Annotated in this window: 14 protein-coding genes; 6 read left to right on the top strand and 8 right to left on the bottom strand. The window is 33.6% G+C overall.

All coding sequences use genetic code 11. From position 1 onward, the window contains the following. Nucleotides 1-15: 15 nt before the first annotated feature. Nucleotides 16-1,548: a tetratricopeptide repeat protein gene (locus H7355_RS06075; RefSeq protein WP_186645831.1), complete on the bottom strand. Its 1,533-nt coding sequence runs from the start codon at nt 1,546-1,548 to the stop codon at nt 16-18. Between the two features lie 773 nt (nt 1,549-2,321). Here H7355_RS06075 and H7355_RS06070 point away from each other — a divergent pair. After that, nucleotides 2,322-3,332 (top strand): C1 family peptidase, encoded by a 1,011-nt coding sequence (locus tag H7355_RS06070; protein WP_186645830.1) that lies wholly within the window; start codon nt 2,322-2,324, stop codon nt 3,330-3,332. A 76-nt stretch (nt 3,333-3,408) separates the two neighbouring features. Here the strand turns inward: H7355_RS06070 and H7355_RS06065 are convergent, their stop codons facing one another. Genes H7355_RS06065 through H7355_RS06055 form a run of 3 tightly spaced genes read right to left on the bottom strand, consistent with a single transcriptional unit; the run spans nt 3,409 to nt 7,481 of the window. Then, nucleotides 3,409-3,882 (bottom strand): hypothetical protein, encoded by a 474-nt coding sequence (locus tag H7355_RS06065; protein ID WP_186645829.1) that lies wholly within the window; start codon nt 3,880-3,882, stop codon nt 3,409-3,411. After that, the gene (locus tag H7355_RS06060; protein WP_186645828.1) at nt 3,866-5,311 is read right to left on the bottom strand and encodes a hypothetical protein; all 1,446 of its coding nucleotides are present in this window, start codon (nt 5,309-5,311) and stop codon (nt 3,866-3,868) included. Before H7355_RS06060 ends, H7355_RS06065 begins: the two co-directional genes overlap by 17 nt. A gap of 4 nt (nt 5,312-5,315) precedes the next feature. Beyond that, the gene (locus H7355_RS06055) at nt 5,316-7,481 is read right to left on the bottom strand and encodes an Hsp70 family protein (protein WP_186645827.1); all 2,166 of its coding nucleotides are present in this window, start codon (nt 7,479-7,481) and stop codon (nt 5,316-5,318) included. Nucleotides 7,482-7,541: 60 nt separating this feature from the next. Here H7355_RS06055 and H7355_RS06050 point away from each other — a divergent pair, with 60 nt between their 5' ends. Further along, on the top strand, nt 7,542-8,429 hold the full coding sequence (locus H7355_RS06050) for a phosphatidate cytidylyltransferase (RefSeq protein WP_186645826.1): 888 nt from the start codon (nt 7,542-7,544) through the stop codon (nt 8,427-8,429). 111 nt (nt 8,430-8,540) lie between these two features. Then, nucleotides 8,541-9,923 (top strand): hypothetical protein, encoded by a 1,383-nt coding sequence (locus H7355_RS06045; protein ID WP_186645825.1) that lies wholly within the window; start codon nt 8,541-8,543, stop codon nt 9,921-9,923. Here the strand turns inward: H7355_RS06045 and H7355_RS06040 are convergent, their stop codons facing one another. Beyond that, nucleotides 9,924-10,793 (bottom strand): CheR family methyltransferase, encoded by an 870-nt coding sequence (locus H7355_RS06040; protein WP_186645824.1) that lies wholly within the window; start codon nt 10,791-10,793, stop codon nt 9,924-9,926. A 220-nt stretch (nt 10,794-11,013) separates the two neighbouring features. Between H7355_RS06040 and H7355_RS06035 the strand changes: the two genes are divergently transcribed. After that, nucleotides 11,014-11,745 (top strand): response regulator, encoded by a 732-nt coding sequence (locus tag H7355_RS06035; protein WP_186645823.1) that lies wholly within the window; start codon nt 11,014-11,016, stop codon nt 11,743-11,745. A gap of 7 nt (nt 11,746-11,752) precedes the next feature. Here H7355_RS06035 and H7355_RS06030 read toward each other — a convergent pair whose 3' ends face one another. The 3 genes from H7355_RS06030 to H7355_RS06020 all read right to left on the bottom strand — a co-directional run bounded on the left by H7355_RS06030 (nt 11,753) and on the right by H7355_RS06020 (nt 14,046). Continuing rightward, entirely contained in the window at nt 11,753-12,280 is a 528-nt protein-coding gene (locus tag H7355_RS06030; protein ID WP_186645822.1) for a c-type cytochrome, read from the bottom strand. 36 nt (nt 12,281-12,316) lie between these two features. After that, on the bottom strand, nt 12,317-13,447 hold the full coding sequence (locus tag H7355_RS06025) for a DsbA family protein (protein ID WP_186645821.1): 1,131 nt from the start codon (nt 13,445-13,447) through the stop codon (nt 12,317-12,319). A 68-nt stretch (nt 13,448-13,515) separates the two neighbouring features. Beyond that, a complete protein-coding gene (locus H7355_RS06020) occupies nt 13,516-14,046 on the bottom strand; it encodes a DUF2058 family protein (RefSeq protein ID WP_186645820.1) in 531 nt (176 codons plus the stop codon). 270 nt (nt 14,047-14,316) lie between these two features. Here H7355_RS06020 and H7355_RS06015 point away from each other — a divergent pair, with 270 nt between their 5' ends. After that, on the top strand, nt 14,317-15,618 hold the full coding sequence (locus H7355_RS06015) for a DNA recombination protein RmuC (RefSeq protein ID WP_186645819.1): 1,302 nt from the start codon (nt 14,317-14,319) through the stop codon (nt 15,616-15,618). Continuing rightward, nucleotides 15,566-16,606 carry a tRNA/rRNA methyltransferase gene (locus H7355_RS06010; RefSeq protein ID WP_186645818.1) on the top strand — a complete coding sequence of 347 codons (1,041 nt, stop codon included), beginning with the start codon at nt 15,566-15,568 and terminating at the stop codon, nt 16,604-16,606. Before H7355_RS06015 ends, H7355_RS06010 begins: the two co-directional genes overlap by 53 nt. Nucleotides 16,607-17,332: the final 726 nt, after the last annotated feature.

Genomic DNA, 17,332 nt, shown 5'->3' with positions numbered 1-17,332 from the left:
CAAAACAAATAAAAATTAACTTGCCTTTTGCGGAAGTTTAGAATTTTTCTGTTTATTCAAATTAGATGGGAGAGCTTTTCCTTTCATTCGTGCTAAAGCTACTTGAGTTTCACGAGCTTGAGGATCAAGTTTTAATGAGAGTTCATAACATTGAATTGCTTTTGGTTTATCGCGCAGAGCTTCATAACAACAACCTAAATTATAAATGTATTTTGAATGATTAGGTTCCATAATGGTTGATTGCTCGTACCATCCCAGTGCGCTGCGATAATTCTTCATTCTAATAAACAATAATCCAACTCTTGCTAAATTATCCGCAGTGGGCTCCATGTTGGCAACTTCTTCACATGCTGCAATTGCATCGGGAAGTTTATTCATTTTAGCAAAAACCCGTCCTTTTGCTTTTAATACCTCAATGCGCAAATGAAGATTTGTAGTCGGAATTTTATTAAGATCTGACATTGCTTTATCGAAATCATCCATTTTTTCGAATATTTTTGATCGACACAAATATATGTCATATTGATTTGCATTCTTATTTATTAAATCTGTAAATAATGCCACAGCTTTTAAAACTTTACCTTCAGAGATATACATATTTGCCAACTGCATAATCGATTTAGTACTTGATGGATTTTGCCTTCTCGCCTTCATACAATAATGCACTGATTTTTCAAAATTCCCCATTACCTTCATAATATCTGCATACTTTAATAAAATAACTTCATCACTCGGACTGTCTTGCAAGGCTAACTTCATATGTGCCAAGGCTAAATCAGTACTTTCTGCTTTTTTTTGTTCTAAATAGAGATCAGCCAAAAGAATTCTTCTATGCGGCTGTTTTGCATTTATTTTTAATTCTTGTTCTAAATAAGGAATTGCTTCGGATTTTCTTTTCAAAGAAAGCAATATATCTGCAGCTGTTGAATATGCTGGAAAATACATACTATTTATTTTAATAGCTTCTTTTATATAATCGAGTGACTTTGTCACATTTCCGAGTTTTGATTCGACTAAAGCAATTCCACACATAACCTGTGCACTTGGTTTACCTTGACTTATAATTTTTAAAAACTCAATTTTTGCCTCTTGATACTTTTCATTTAAATACAGTGTTTCGGCAATTCTTAAAGTTTTAATTTCTTCTGGGGGATTTTTATACTTATCGATTAAATTTATAACTTTTTGTATGATATCATTTGTCTCAAAAGGTTTTAAAATATAATCAGACACTCCTAAGTCAACACTTCGAATAATGTCTTCTTTAGTAGCTTCACCTGAGAAAAATAAAACTGGAATGTCGTTTTGCATTGTACGATTGCGAATAAAAGCGAGAACCTCGAAACCATCCCCTTGCTGCATATAAATATCAGTGATCACAATATCAACACTGTGGGTTTTTAAATAAGCTATTGCCTCCCGACCATTGGGAAAATCTTCAACTGAAAATTGACCCGTTTTTTCGAGGATTCTATTCACTGCTTTTCTCATATTTAATTGATCATCAATCACGATTGCTTTTAGATGATCGAATTTGCCAACAGTCATCAAAAATGACCTTTCGTTCATAAAGATGGCAAAAATCAAATTTCTTAAGCAACATCGACAGAAATTGAGAAATCAGTGAGAAATGCGAAAGTATTCTTGTCAGCACAAATTTGCAGGGCTCAAAGAACACAATGTCAACTCTTTGACATGAACTTTTAATTTAATCTTAGGAATGAATCAAAAATCCATCCTGAATAAAAAATCTACATTTAATGAAATATTCTTAAACAATTATTTTCCACTATATAAAAAAGACGCTCATTATTTTAAGAATAAAAAAAGAAATCCTATATTTTTTTATTTATCTATTATTGATAACAATAAAAACACAACAACAGATTTTTATTTTTTAAATTATATTATTTTTTTAAATAAAAGAAAAACATAAAAAATAAAGCAAATAATTGACTAGATAGCCTAAAATAATATTCCATCAATCAAAAAAATGAATCTCTTAATATATTTCATCGTTTTGCTCCGATCAACAAAAGACATGCATGCTAGTACTATTTATTTTAGAGAGAAAACTATAAATAGAGCTTACTATTTTTATTTTACTTCCTAAGTACAAATTTCATAATCTATAGTTATGGTATTCTATTGAAAGTTTTTTTCGAGTTTAAAACCCCCTTCTTTACGTAACAAATAATTTGATTTATCGTTTAAAAGGTTAATTTATACATGAACAAAGAATAATATTTATGATGAAATTTCTTCACTCATTAAATAGCTTAGTTCAATAATTAACTCATTTTTAACCAAGGAGATTCGTTATGCGTAATTTTTCGAAAGCAAAAGCAGTCATATCGTCTTTCGCTCTTTTATCAATTGCTGCATACGCAGCAGGAAGCGAGAATTCTCCTCGCTACACTGTAGAAGGTAGCCAAACAGTAACTATTCCTGCAGGTGTGGATCCATTCGAATTAAGTACGGATCTAGAAGCATTAACAGGTTTTAAAACAATTAAGCTTATGACTATTAAACCATCAGCAGAAATGCTTGCTGAAAATGACTATGCATTAGAAGAATTCAAAACAAAAATAGGAGCAGAACCGAACTACAGCACCATAGTTCCATTTAGCCAATCTCCTGGAGCCGTCGATCTTGGCATGAGCAACGTTCCTGTACTCAATCAAGGTCAATACGGAACCTGTGTTACGTTTGCTGCTACAGCAGCATTGGATGCAAGATTATCTGCCGGTGACTTTATTGACCAACAATGTAGCCTCGCTCTTAATAAATATCTTGGCAATGACTTTTGGAATGGTGCATACACTGCCGTCCAAATACTTCAACCTTTAAAAACTTACGGCATTATTCCAAAAGGCAAATGTTTTGGCTCAACTTACCCTACTCCGAGCCAAAAAGTTTCTCCTACCCAATACCAAAGTACGAGCGATAAGAGCCAAGCTGGTAATATCAATTGGACTTATGTAGGTACTAGAGACATCAATGCAGTAAAAGCTGCACTTAAAAATGGACATAGAGTGGCAATTGGTTCATTGCTTTCAACGGCGGACAGCACAGGTGTCAATGGCTTTAGTTTTAAAATCAATGGTAAAAAAACCAATGGTGGACTTTGGGCTTGTGATCAACCTGGCAGCAGAAACTACTGTGGCAGAAGCAATGCGGGTCATGAAGTTGTTATCATAGGTTATGACGATAACCAAAAACTCTTCAAAATTCGTAACTCTTGGGGCGCAGGAGTGGGTGATTCTGGCGACTACTATATGAGCTACAATTTCTTCAATGTCATGGAAATGGACCACACAGAAGTTAAGTGATAATTAATAATTTATTTTGAAATTGAATTAAAAAAGCAGGATATATTCATAAATATCCTGCTTTTTATTATTTAGTTTAACTTTCAAACAAGCGTTTTAATGCTGTTCGGCTGTCTAGAATAGCTTCAGCATTTTCCTTGTCCCACAATGAGTTTTCTTTATAAGAAAGTGAGCTTTCAGGTAGAGGAATAAAACCACTTTGCCAAAACCAATTTAAACGATTTCTTGGATTGCCTAAAAGATCTGCTGAAGGTCGCCAATCAATGTGCTTATCAACAAATTGATCCGGAGGATAGCGAAGTTGTAAAGTCTTATACCTTTTTTTTACAACCGAAGACGGAGCCCAGATTTCCACACCTAAGCTTGCAGCTGCTTTTGAAGGGGATAAATTTTCTGCAGGCTGAGCGGAAGACCATTCACTGCCAATTTCTTCACAAGGACTTTTTCCTTTTGGAATGAGTTCGAGGCGCAGAAGTTTTATTTCACTTGCCGCCCTCCGACGCGGAACGATCATATTTTCTTCATGCTTTTCTTCATGATAGAGATCCATTTAAAGTCTCCTGAGCGGGCTGAAGATTTGTCTTAATAAATTGACATAATTCTTTTGTATTTTTAGTTACCTTAACATTTGTTTCTAAAAAATTTAACAAATATTGAATTGTTTTCTGAATATTTTTATCAAGAAGATCAATCTTATTTTCAAATATCTTTCTCATTGGATTTAAATCTGGAGGAAAAGTCTCTGGCATTTGTATAGTTGTTGCAATGTCGGAAAGAAAATTTGCATCGATTGAATTAGGTAATGTTTTTTTAAAGCAACAGACACCATAAATTGAACTCAAAACCAGATGTAATTCACGCGAATAACTCCATGAAAATGATTTGATGGCAGATGAAGGATCGAATGAAAATGTCCATTCAAAAGGTTTTTTTTCAATAAAATCAAATAAAGTCTCATCAAAAGGTTTTCCTTGTGCACTCATACAAGCTTGCAATAAAAGTCTTGAAGAAACGTCGTTATTATTTAATCTCACTCTTGATAGAGCATATCTTTCTAGAAGATTTGGAACACTTTCACAATAACGGTGACGACTGACAGAAGCGGGCAAAAATATTTTTTGCAAACCAGATAATAGCAATGAAGATGCTGCTTCGAGTTCTAAACGGATATCATCCGAAAAATCTTTCGCCAAAGAAATTCTTTCAAACCACTCTTGAAAGTCACAAAATGATTGCAAGCACCAAGTTGCTAAAGTATCTCGTCGTGAATTCATTTTATTAACGACTTGAAGATGCTCTTCTTCAGCTTTTTTTGATCTTAAATTTTGAAAGTCTTGAAAAGTTCTCCCATATTCAACGGCAAGAATAGAATTTAAGTGCTCCCAATCATCAATAAGTAAACAAATTTCCCTTTGAATTGTTCGAATCCGTGCAAATAATTTTCTTTCTGTTGTTTTTTCTGTAAATTTTTCTAATTCGCAAACTTTAGAAACAGGCATATATTTTGGTTCATGATCACTTGAAGCCAATCCAAAGCGGATGCCATCTTCACTTAAAGAAACTGCAAAGTCATGTTTATTTTTTGTGAGAAAGACAGATCCTATTCCTTCTAACTCAAAAAAGTGAATAAGTGTTCTAAATTGGTAATTGCGATCGCTTAAACCAAACCAATAATAGAGAGATAAATTAACACTTTCTTCAACTTCATTTAAAATATTTAAAATTTCTTCTTCTGAATGTTCGGCTAATCCAGTTTTGGCAAAGATATTTATAAAAAAATTAACTATATTTTCTGCGGTCTGTTTAGCCAATTGATCTCGATTATAAGATTGAGGAATATCTAAAACTTTCATTCCACGATAATTTAAAAGAAATTTCTTAAAATCTTTAATTAAAGTAGGTGAATACAAATATTTTTCAAAAAGATCAAAATTATTTTCTATTTCAATGATAATTTTCTTTGTGGTTGAATTCAGCATTGCTTTATTTTCCTTCCAATAACGCAAGCAATTGTGTTTCAACCAACTCTATTTCTTCATCATTTTCATGTCCTTGCTGCGCTTTTAATAGCAAAGATGAATAAGTTTTTAAACTTTCTAATATAAGATTATATTCTTTATTTTCTTTTTTAATTTTATTTAGATACCTTTTTGCTCTTAATATTAAAGCATTTACAATCTCAGGTTCACATTCATATTCAGATAATTCAGCCTTTTGTATATCTTCATTTTTTCTACCAAAGGGAAAACTAACAATATTTTCATGGGACATAACTTTTTCGAGCTGCTTTGTTGACGTCTTTTTTTCATAGATCTCATCAACTGTTTGTAGTTTCTCTTTTTCTGCAAATTGTTCTTCTTCTTCAAGATTAAGTGAAGTCCAACCTGTCACTTCACCTGTCCGACTATCAAATTGAGCTTTCGCCTCATTTTTTGTGCCGAGTTGTCTTGCAAAAACATGCACCATTCCATTCACATCATAAGTTAATTGAATTTCGCAGCGCGTTCCTTTAGGACAAGGTTGTTCAAGTTCAAATAAAAATGAACCAATTAATCTATTTTCGCCAACAATATCACCTTCACCCTGCACGACAACTACGTGGACAGCATGTTGATTGTGATATATTGTATTAAAAAATTCGGATCTTCTTGCTGGTAAAGCACTATTCCTATGTAAAATTGGGGCTACATGCAATAATTTTTGCAATTCGTTATTAAAATCTTCGATACGCGCTCCCAGTTTACGATGCAACTCTTGCTCTGAAATTGGATAGGGTATACCAAATTTTTTCGCTACGGACTTAAAATTTTCATTAATAGCTTCTGTATTTTCAACTACGCCAATACCTAAAGAATGGCTACAAACATCAACTAAAATCGTGTCCGGTTGAATCCCAATTATGATGGCTGCTTGTAAAGATGCACCCCAGCTGACAGCGAGATCGGGTTCTAAGCGTGCATCAACAATACATGCAAAATAGTCTGATAGCATTTTGCGCACGAGAACAAGCCGTGTACTCCCCCCAACAAGCAATATCCGTGAAATATATTTTGGATTTCTTTTTGCAGCGTGCATAGCACTTTCAGTTAAAAATAAAGTTCTTTGCAAAATTGGAGCAACCATTTCATCAAAATGTTCACGACTCAACTCTGTTTCAATCGATGAGCCTTTTCCATCCAAATCATTTGATTGGACATGATATAGTCCTTCTGATTGCAAAGCTTTTTTTGCACGTTCTGCTAATATTATTAAATTTCTATAAAGTTCAGATGACTTTGATGAACGCCGTGCTACCAGTTGCGGATGTACTTTTTCGATAAGTGAATTTGCTATAGCTTCATCTATATCATCTCCACCTAAATGCACGTCACCTTCACTGCTTAAAACGTTGAAGACCAAACCATCTCGATCAACTATACTCACATCAAAAGTACCTCCGCCCAAATCAAATACGGCAAGGGTTTCTTTTTCTGTTTTTTTATCTTCAGGCATCATGCTATATGCAAGTGCAGCAGCAGTGGGCTCATTCACTATTCTTAACACATGTATACCAGCTTTTTCTGCTGCGGCAACTGTTGCCAAGCGAGCTGCGTCATCAAAATGTGCTGGAACTGTGATAACGGCCCAAATCCCACCAAATTTTTCTTTTTCTTCTTGTAAAATTGGATGTGAAACTAAGTAATTTAAAACAAGTGCTGCAGCATCTTCTGCACTAAATTGCTTTCCGTTTGATTCAAATAAAGTATTATTTTTACCCATACTTCTTTTTGTACTTTTAATAACTTCAGCAGGAGTAATTTCATTTTGTAGTTTAGCTTTATTACCAACAAGATTTTCATTTTCATTTTTATTAAAAAAAATCATTGATGGTACGAGATATGAATTTTCATATTCTAAAGTAACAGGATGACTTGCTCCATTCGAAAAGACTGAAACAACTGAATTCGTAGTACCAAGATCGATTCCAATCGCTGAAGCTCCTTGGGGACTCTTCGGATATGATTCCGAACTGTAACTATTATTTCTATTATTTTCTTTATTTTTTTTCTTGAACTGAAGAACATTCATGCTACAGACTCCAAAGTGCGCTCCTGAATCAGGTGCGGGCATGTCTATTTGATAGACTGTGATTACTATGGCATATTGCATAATGCAAACCGGTTAACCCGGAATAGTTGTAATTCAATTTGAAAGAATGGTTTTTTTAATATGCTTAAAACGCGACTGACTACGGCTGCAATTTGTTCTGCAGTCATAATTTATATCCTCAGTTTCTCTCCTATCTCACTTTTTTATCCCCTTTTCGTAACTGTAACAACAATCGCAATTTTTCTATCTGGTACTGAATATGCAGCTCTCCGTTGGAATATTTTAGATGGAACGAATAATATTGAACAGCCAAGACCCAAACTAAAAGCAAAACATTTTGCTGTTGGATTCTCCTATTCTTTTCTAATTATCACATTTTCGATTTCAAATGTTATTTTTGCAAGCGAACCTCAGAAAATTCTTATTATTCCAATCACTTGGATATTTCTCTGTTTTTTTGTAGCTGCTGCACTCATTTATCGCAGGGCACATGACATGCACACGGCATCAAATAAACTTCTCAATGTGATTGCAGGTTTTATTTATTTGGCTCTTCCTGCTGTTTGCTTGACAAATCTAAGCCTTTTACAATTCGAAGGTTCTTATCGCAGTGCCCAATTGTATTTTTGTCTTGCCACTGTTTTTATGGGAGATACGGGTGCCTATTTCATAGGTTCTAAATTTGGAAAACACAAACTCATTCCTAAAGTTTCCCCGAAAAAAAGTATCGAAGGTGCGCTGGGAGGTCTTTTATTTAGTGGATTAACAGCACTTATTCTAACGCATCTTTTTAACCTTCCTTTTCCTCCTTGGTTCTCTATCCTCGTAGGTATTTCTATGGGTATTGCTGGCCAAATAGGTGACCTTATGGAAAGCGCTTTTAAACGCGCTGGAAAATACAAAGACAGCGGCAATTTACTTCCTGGGCATGGAGGTTTTCTCGACCGCATCGATTCACTGATTCTTGCTGTCCCTATCGCATTTTTATTTTTCTCACTTTATAAATAAGAATACTTTTGACACCTTTTTTCTATCTTACCTTTTTTTAACTTCCATAGAAGCCGATTCATACATTGGGAAATAAGCAAATTACATTCGTTTTTTAATTGGATCCCTTTTATGAATGTAAAAACAAATAGACGTAGAGAAACAAGAAGAACTGTTCATTTAGGTGAGGGAATAAAAGTTCATCTAAAAGACGACAGCGAAATTTATTCTATTAAAGGGGAGGCAACGGACTTTTCTCCATGGGGTATAAACGTATTAATTGTCGATCAAAAACTCTCAACGTATCCAAAAAAAGATGATATCGTTCGAATTCATTATACAATTCAGGATAAATTGAATACCTTTGTAAAAGGAAAAGTAACAAATGTTGTAAATTTATCTTTGGATGAAAATCCATATGTCCGCTTTGGTATAGAATTTATAATTGAAAAGAACAAAGTTACAGAAGCAAATGCCCAATTAAAAAAATACGAAGTTCCAGATATTTTTGCTCCGCATGCTTGGTGTAATGACCCATTTTTCTTTCAAGAAAGAATATTATTTAAAGTAACGAGTTTCTATGCCAATGGCATGCTGTTAGTCACATCTGCTCGAAATAAGACACTTATACCAAATCTTCCTTTATCACTTAAAATGTACCTCCCTTTTCAAGGTGAATTTGAAGTTCACACAAAAATTATTGAAACTAAAAGCTCAACAGAAACAAATCTTGTTGATCGATACACGGTTAACGTAGAATTCACCCATAAGAATAATGCATTTATGCAAATGATGGTAGAATATATATTATTTTGTGGTGTGGAAGTTACGCCGCAAGAACTTAGAAATGAAAAGCTTCCAGTTGCAATAATTGAAAAAAGTCTTTCTTTTAGCTATGCTGCAGAAGATGAAATTCCGATAATAATGGATTTAAGAAAAAAAAGTTTATTTGAAGAAGTTGAAATTTCGACAGAAGCTTTTATCCAAATCGGTGATACGTTAGTTGAAAACCCCTATGGTGGATTGCAAGATAAATTTGACGAGTTCTCACGCCAAGTTGTCTGTAAAGTCGGAAGAAAAGCAGTAGCTGCTTTGCGTATAATATTTAATAATAAAGATAAAAATCATTGTGAAATGGCCACATATATCATAAATATGCCTGAATGGCTTTGGTCAAAAAAATTTGTCGAAATTTCACGTTTTGCCTGGGAGAAAGATTATAGAGAAAGTGATATTTTTATAAATATGATAAGACATGTCGTTCGCATTGTAATAGAATCTGGACATACTCATATTCTTACAAGTGCCCCAATTGCTTTAAAACAACTTTATATGCGAGTTGGTTTTCAGCCAGTCCAATTAGCTTGGAAAAGTGATGTCAGTGAGAAGAAAACCAAAGAAACTCCTCTTATACTTGATGCTAAAGGAATTCTTGCTAACGATGTGGTCATCGATAAATTTATTTGGAATAAAATATATTCTCCAATTGCCAAACATTTGGGTTTTACAAAATAATTATTTAAGTTGATATACAGAAGGGGCTATTGATTTTAAAGTCAATTTATCACCCATAATTGCTTCAGAGTGAGCAATAAATAAGTATCCTTTTTTGTCAAGACATCTCGATAATTTGACTATTACCTCTTCAACAGCTTTATGGGTAAAATATATAAGAACATTTCTGCAGAAAATAATATCAAACTTATTTATAAATAAATATGATTCTGCATTTAAATTGAACTTCGAAAACTCAATCATACATCTATATTTTTCTTTGATTTGTAGAAACTCTTCTCCAGTATTTGCATTCCTTTCAAAATATTTTAAGACAAGTGCTGGGCTTACGCTTTCTAATAATTCTTTTTTATAAACACCTAACTTAGCTTTTTCTAAAACTAGAGTGTTAATATCAGTTGCTGTGATTTTCACAGCAATATTATTTAATGGATTCAAAGATTCTAAAACGGACATTAAAATCGTGTATGGTTCCTCACCTGTACTCGCAGCTGCACACCAAATTCTTATTTCTTTTCTTTTTTCTGCCAATAAATAGCTTTCAATTTCTGGCATTTTTGCTTTCAAAAAAATAAAATGTTCATTTTCTCTAAAAAATTGCGTTGTATTTGTTGTGAGAGCTTGATAAAAATCTTCTTTAGCATCATTATTATTTGTATTTAATATATTTATAAATTCCTGATAGTTTTGGCAGTTGTATTTTTTTAAGATTTTTTGCATTCGATTTGACATGAGAGAATAATTTTTTTCGCAAGGATCCATGAAAATACCAGTGTGCTCAAATAATTTTTTTGCTAAAATTTCGTAGCCCTTGATATCTGTCATTAGGACATCATGAGCTAATGGATTTTTAAGTTCGGTATCAGTCACAGTGTTACCTTTAGTTGTAAAATTTTTATGTCATCAATACCTAAATGTTTTCGGTCATATTTAAAATAAGTATAAACTTTATGTCGGTTTTTTAACACAATTCAGAGCTTGTCAGGAATTCTCAATATGACTACTATATAAAATGATGAAAATATTTTGTAAATAAAGCATTTTAACATAAACCTTAAAGCTTTGAATCGCATTTATGCTGGAGTCAATTATGAGCATTTTAAAAGATAAAATTGTACTCGTTGTTGATGATGAAATTGATCTACGAGAAATGCTTATTTTTGAACTACAAAATATTGGCGCTAAAACTCTAGAAGCAAAGAATGGAAAAGAAGCGTTAGAAATTGTTAAAAATGAAAAAATTGATCTAATTATCAGTGATGTTCGCATGCCTGGTGGAAATGGCATAGAGTTTTTAGATGAAACCAAAAAAATCAGCCTCAATAAACCTGTTTTTATTTTTATTACAGCATATTCAGATAATACAAGAGAAGAGTTGCATGCACATGGAGTAGAGGGACTTTTTGCAAAACCATTCGATCTCCTGTTCCTTATCAGTTCCTTAGAATGGTTTATGTACGCACCGGAAGATCGCTACTCATTAAAACCCAAAGAAAAAATTATAGATGAAAATATTTACAAAATATCCGCTAAAGATTGTAACGATTTTCGCATGGGACGTGGAGGAGCATTGATTCCAACCAATACGATATTATTGAATGCAGGTGCGTTTATAAATTTTCAAATTCAATTAAAAGGTGGAGAAGAAATTTCAGGAATTGGAGAAATCGTTTGGAATGGAGCTCTCAATCACAATGGTGAATACTGTGCAGGATTAGAGTTTAAATACTTCTCTGATTCCACAAGAGCATTTGCGATTCACACGTTAATGAATCACAAATGTCTCGAATATATTCCACAAAGATTAACTAAAATTGATTAAATATTCTTTATTTTCCTGATAAAGAATGAACATATTCAGCCAAATCCATTCTATCACTCTCTTTTGGCAATTGAGCTTTAAAACTTGCCATACCTGTTCCAGGCACTCCTTCGGCAATCACTTTTGCAATATAAGCTACAGGCGATAAATTTGTTTTATTATGTTGGAATTTACCAGCAGCTAAATTTGTCGCTTTCATTGCTTTTGCAGTAGGACTATCTGCTTTGCCATCAGCACCATGGCATACACCACAGGTGGTTTGAGCATAAAGTTTTTTGCCATTTTCCAATTGTTTTGCTGTAGGAGCTTTACCTCCAGCATTTACTTTTTCACTTTTATCAGACGGCTTTGCAGCTGGAGTTTTACCAACATCGGCATTTGCACTTTCGCCTGTTACTTCTGGTAAAATAGCATCTACAGTTGGTGATTTAGAACTATCACCTTTTAAAATAAGATTGTAGCGATAAAGAGCAACACATATAACTAAGACTGAAACAATTGTAGAAATAAGCAGTACCCGCGCTGGAGCCTTCATGATAACCTCCTAGTGAAAAAAGTAACAAAAAATGAATCAATTTAAGGCTAATTTTAAAGTTGCGGCAAGCTTTTGTGGACTTACCTGAATTAAACTTCCATTTAAATAAAATGCGGGTGTCCCAGAAAAACCTACATTTTCATTAAACTGATTGCGAACAATATCTATATATTTTCTTGCATTTTCTGACTCAAGGCAAGTCGAAAACTTTTCTACGTTTAACTTGACAGATTTAGCCAATTCTATTGTTTCTAGATTAAATGCCTTTTCAGGTTCCATTAAACTTGGAGGTTGCATTTTTGCAAATGGAATGGCAAAAGCAGCTTTTTGATAATCCCAAAATTCTTTTTCTCCCTGTTCTGTTGCACAATAAGCTCCGCGCGCCAAGGCACCGCTGAGCCCCTGAGGAGCAAGAGGATAGGATACATGCACAAATTTGACTTTATTAGAAAATTCTTGGTAGATTTTCTCAAGTGCCTCTTCGGATTCTCTACAATGAGTACATAAATAATCCGCCACCACCACAAGTACTTTAGATGAATTAGCATTCCCTCTCACAGGAAATCCTGATAAATTTAACTTCACGGGTGGTGCTGTAGGCGCTTTTAGCAAAACTTTTATTCTACCGGAATCTTCAAATTCTTTAATTTTTGTCGCAAGCAGTTCTCTCGCTTTTTCATGTTTCATCTGTTGAAGCAATTGGTCTTTAATTTCTTCATAACTTTTGCCACCAAAAAAGCTTAGTCCCCACTTTGCCACGTTTTGATCATAAAAAGTTCGAGCATCGATTTCTGTGACACTTTGCAGAGGTAATAAATCTTCAATTTTTGCTATATTTTCTGGAGTGATAGGTTTTCCTAAATCTTTTGATAAAGCAAGACGAAGTGCGGTTTTACTTGCAATTGCTTGACGAGCATTGAAGATATTATTTTCTAAATCAAAATACTCCATACGCGAGTCACCTGGCAATTCGCTGGTATTCCAAGTTTTACCATCCACAATAAAAAGTGGTTGTCCAACAGCATCGGAGACATCGACAGCTTTTTTATTATATTTAGAAATCATTATTCCAGCAGTCAATAAACTCCCAAGAACAATTCCTCCAACAATAAAACCCACACTTCTTAAAGGACTCATGCTTGAACTCCACTTATCATCTATATTCATTTTCACTCCAAAAATAAGAAAAAAGATATTTAAACAATTGAGAAAATATACTTTAATACAACTATATTTTAAAATCCATCATCTAACTCTTCAGAATCATCTATTTCTGAATGTAAAGTGATTAATTTTTGCGGATAAATATCATGGATGACACGCGCTGCATTCAAAGGTATAATCACATATTCATCAATATCTTTATGAGGTTTGCCTATCCCCATTTTTCCACGAGCAAGCATTTCTCTTTGCCATGAATTTACCATAATTTTCTTTATTTTGTTACCTTCAGCAAAAAAATAACATTCATTTGCACTTCTGATATTCATACTATTACTATTGAGAATCTGTAAAGAGCGATAATATGATTCACGTTGACTCATTAATAAATCACGTTGCTTATTTAATTCCTTATCAAGTTCTCTTCTTTGATTTTTTTCATCTTCAATTTTTTTTAATTCTTCTAATTTTTCAGCATTGACTTTATCAGCAAGCTCTTTGTTCTTTTTAGTATCATGTGCTTGCTTGCGATTAGCTGCTTCTGTTTTTTGTGCTTGCTTTTTGGAAACAAGCCCTGCTTTAAGTAGCTGGTCTCTCAAGCTCATATCTCACCCTCCTCATCATGCATCCTTCACTCGACTTACGCATATTGTCAATTTGCATTTCAAATTCGTTTTCTTGTGGTAAATATTTGCCTCAAATTTAAGCATTAACCGCATATGAGTTATCCACATTGAAAGTGGATAACTCGCCGCTTGAGAGATGACTTATACTGTCAAATTGTGCATTTCAATGGTATGCTGTTTTTTGTAGCTATTAATTCTTCGAATAAATTTTCCTTGTATTATCAAGGCCATTTTTCAAAAGGACTTTTTATGGATTTACTGAATACAAGCCTGCTTGCTCTCTGTGCCATAACAAGCTTATTTATTTTAATTATTTACAACAAAATAAAACATATGACAAACTTTGATAAAAATATTTTCGAAAAATTTGAATATTTTGAAGATAAATTTGAACACGCCTTAAAAAATGAAATCAGGATAAATCGTGAAGAACTTGCTAACAATATCCAAAAAATACGCAAAGATTTGTCTGAAAACAATGCTTTGCTCCTAAATTCACTCGCACAAAATAGTAGCCGAGGACAAAGAGAAATCCGTGACACACTTGACTCTCAAATTTCAAAATTAAGACATGAAAATGAACTCCAACTCGACAAAATGCGCGGACTTGTTGAGGATAAACTGCATGCAACCCTTGAACTTCGCTTAAATGCCTCCTTTAAACAGGTTGGAGATAGACTCGATCTTGTCCATACTGGAATAGGCGAAATGCAGAAAATGGCCTCAGAAGTTGGCAATTTACAAAGAGTCTTAAGTAATATTAAAACAAGAGGAATTTTAGGAGAAGAACAACTTGATAGAATCTTAAGTGATATACTCTCGCCAGAGCAATATGAAAAAAATGTTAAAACAAAAAAAAATAGCACCAATTTTATTGAGTTTGCAGTAAAACTTCCACACAATTCAAATGACAAAAAAGCTCTTTGGTTACCGATCGATGCAAAATTTCCCATGGAAGATTACGAACGGATCCTCGATGCTAGCGAAAAAGGGGATCATGAAAAAGTCACTCATTCTATTAAACAATTAGAAACAAAAATAAAAAACTTTGCAAAAGACATCAAAGAGAAATATATCGATCCTCCGAGCACTACGGATTTCGGAATCCTATTTCTACCCACAGAGGGTTTATACTCTGAGGTTTTAAGAATTGCTGGACTATCAGAGCATTTGCGCCGAGAGTTACAAGTCGTTGTTGCAGGACCTTCAACCCTCGTTGCCCTGCTAAACAGCTTACAGATGGGGTTTAGAACCCTTGCTGTTGAAAAACGCTCCGATGAAATACGCCTGTTACTCGGAAATGTGAAAAAGGACTTCTATAAATTTGGAGATTTATTAGAAAAGACACAAGAAAAATTAAACGATGCCAGCAAACAAATTGGGGAAGCCTCTCATCGTTCCAAAATAATTTCAAATAAATTAATGAGAGTCGAAAGTCTCCCCCAAAAAGAACTTGAAAATGAAGACAGTGAATTTGTAAATATCAATGGAGAAGTCAATGGGTATAAAGAAACAGGACAAGAAACACTCGCAGAAAAAAGAATACTCTAAGGATTCCTTTAAACCGAGAGCAGAAAAGAAAGAGTATTCTAAGGATTCATTTAAACCAAAAGCCGAAAAGAAAGAATATTCTAAGGACTCATTTAAACCAAAAGCCGAAAAGAAAGAGTATTCTAAGGATTCCTTCACTCCGAGAGAAGAAAAAAGATCTTATTCTACAGAAGAAAGTGAAAATAAATTCGATGGTGAGTTTAAGAAAAAAGAAAGACATGGCGAAAATCGCCAAGTGCCTAAACCACGTAGACATGTGGAAATGAAAATCTGTGGGATTCATGCCTGCCATATGGTTTTTAAAAAACGTCCGCAAGATATCATCCGTGCTTACGTAACAGAAAATCAACTGAAAGAATTTACAAAAGTCTTGAAATACTGCGCAGATAAAAAATTAGCTTATCGAGTTGTGACCGATGACGAACTTGAAAGAATATCTGAGTCAAGTCACCATGAAGGCGTTTGTTTTTTAGTTCGAAAAATCCCTACCGTTACTTTAGAAGATTTTTTAGCTGAACACGAAAAAAACAATCAACCTGCCTGTGTAGTCGCTCTCGAAAATGTGCAAAATCCACATAACCTTGGAGCTATTATGCGCGTATGCGCAAGTTTTGGCGTGAAAGCTATTCTTCTCTCCCAAGCAGAAGCTGCCATGTCAGGAGCAGCTTACCGCACTTCGGAAGGTGGAGCAGAATGGATCAAAGTGATTTCAACCGATAGTTTTGAAAAATCAGTTCAGGCATTTAGAAAAAGTAACTTTAAAGTCATGAGCACCACAAGTCACACAGGTAAATCATTATTCGAAATCGAAATGCCTAGAAAACTTCTCGTTCTCTTCGGTTCTGAAGGTGATGGCCTGAGCCAGCAACTTTTAAAAGCGGGTGACAATCTTGTCCGTATTCCAAGTACAGGTCATGTTGAAAGTTTAAATGTTGCTTGTGCCTCTAGTATTATTCTTGCAGAATTCTGGCGAAATAATATGAAATAATTTTTTTATATTATTTCGTGGGATTTTAAAATTATAAGTTGAAGATTTTTTCTTAAAATGCGCAGAGAGATAGGCCTTTACTGAGGGCAGAGTTGCTGGCCGCAAATGCCCTCTGTAAAGGCCTATCTCTCTGCTTCAATTAATTCTAAATTAAACAACTTATATTTTAAAATTGTATTTTTGCTGACACTTCGAGGTTTTTGCTCAAACTTTGCTTCGAGAGTATTTTGGAATAAACGTTAACTCATATTTTAAAATTGTATTTTTATGTGATTACGTTGTTTTTGCCGTGACTTCAATAGTTTCGCTCAGTCTTTGCTTTTTTTAGAAAACATCCCACCCAAATTTTTTCTATTGAAGACAATTTTGTCTGCAATTTTATTTTCTGATACTCTTGAACACAAGAAATACATATTTCACTTATACAACACGAACAACCTTCTGCAGTTGCACTATAAAAAATTTTAATTTTTAACAATTAATTATACAATATACCAAATTTTATTTTTATTCTTCTCTCGCATAGATAAATACTTTTTTTTTGAAAAGTTTTTTTAAAATAATTATTGATTAATAAAAAAATAATAAATGTTTTATTACCTTGTAAATTTTTTTTAGACAATATATTGCAGTGAGAATAATACTCTGACACTACTCCAAAGATTCTAAAAAACAGATAAAAAAATCCTTGGAAAAAACAATAAAAAAGGAGAAAATATTGCTTAA

It is taken from the genome of Fluviispira vulneris (genome assembly GCF_014281055.1).
Classification (GTDB): domain Bacteria; phylum Bdellovibrionota_B; class Oligoflexia; order Silvanigrellales; family Silvanigrellaceae; genus Silvanigrella; species Silvanigrella vulneris.
The sequence above is the reverse complement of the archived record's forward strand: the minus strand, read 5'-3'. Positions and strand labels throughout refer to the sequence as shown.

Coding starts and splice junctions, on each gene's coding strand:
- H7355_RS06075 (WP_186645831.1), bottom strand. CDS start 1,548: ATGACTGTTGGCAAATTCGATCATCTAAAAGCAATCGTGATTGATGAT.
- H7355_RS06070 (WP_186645830.1), top strand. CDS start 2,322: ATGCGTAATTTTTCGAAAGCAAAAGCAGTCATATCGTCTTTCGCTCTT.
- H7355_RS06065 (WP_186645829.1), bottom strand. CDS start 3,882: ATGGATCTCTATCATGAAGAAAAGCATGAAGAAAATATGATCGTTCCG.
- H7355_RS06060 (WP_186645828.1), bottom strand. CDS start 5,311: ATGCTGAATTCAACCACAAAGAAAATTATCATTGAAATAGAAAATAAT.
- H7355_RS06055 (WP_186645827.1), bottom strand. CDS start 7,481: ATGCAATATGCCATAGTAATCACAGTCTATCAAATAGACATGCCCGCA.
- H7355_RS06050 (WP_186645826.1), top strand. CDS start 7,542: ATGCTTAAAACGCGACTGACTACGGCTGCAATTTGTTCTGCAGTCATA.
- H7355_RS06045 (WP_186645825.1), top strand. CDS start 8,541: ATGAATGTAAAAACAAATAGACGTAGAGAAACAAGAAGAACTGTTCAT.
- H7355_RS06035 (WP_186645823.1), top strand. CDS start 11,014: ATGAGCATTTTAAAAGATAAAATTGTACTCGTTGTTGATGATGAAATT.
- H7355_RS06030 (WP_186645822.1), bottom strand. CDS start 12,280: ATGAAGGCTCCAGCGCGGGTACTGCTTATTTCTACAATTGTTTCAGTC.
- H7355_RS06025 (WP_186645821.1), bottom strand. CDS start 13,447: ATGAATATAGATGATAAGTGGAGTTCAAGCATGAGTCCTTTAAGAAGT.
- H7355_RS06020 (WP_186645820.1), bottom strand. CDS start 14,046: ATGAGCTTGAGAGACCAGCTACTTAAAGCAGGGCTTGTTTCCAAAAAG.
- H7355_RS06015 (WP_186645819.1), top strand. CDS start 14,317: ATGGATTTACTGAATACAAGCCTGCTTGCTCTCTGTGCCATAACAAGC.
- H7355_RS06010 (WP_186645818.1), top strand. CDS start 15,566: ATGGGTATAAAGAAACAGGACAAGAAACACTCGCAGAAAAAAGAATAC.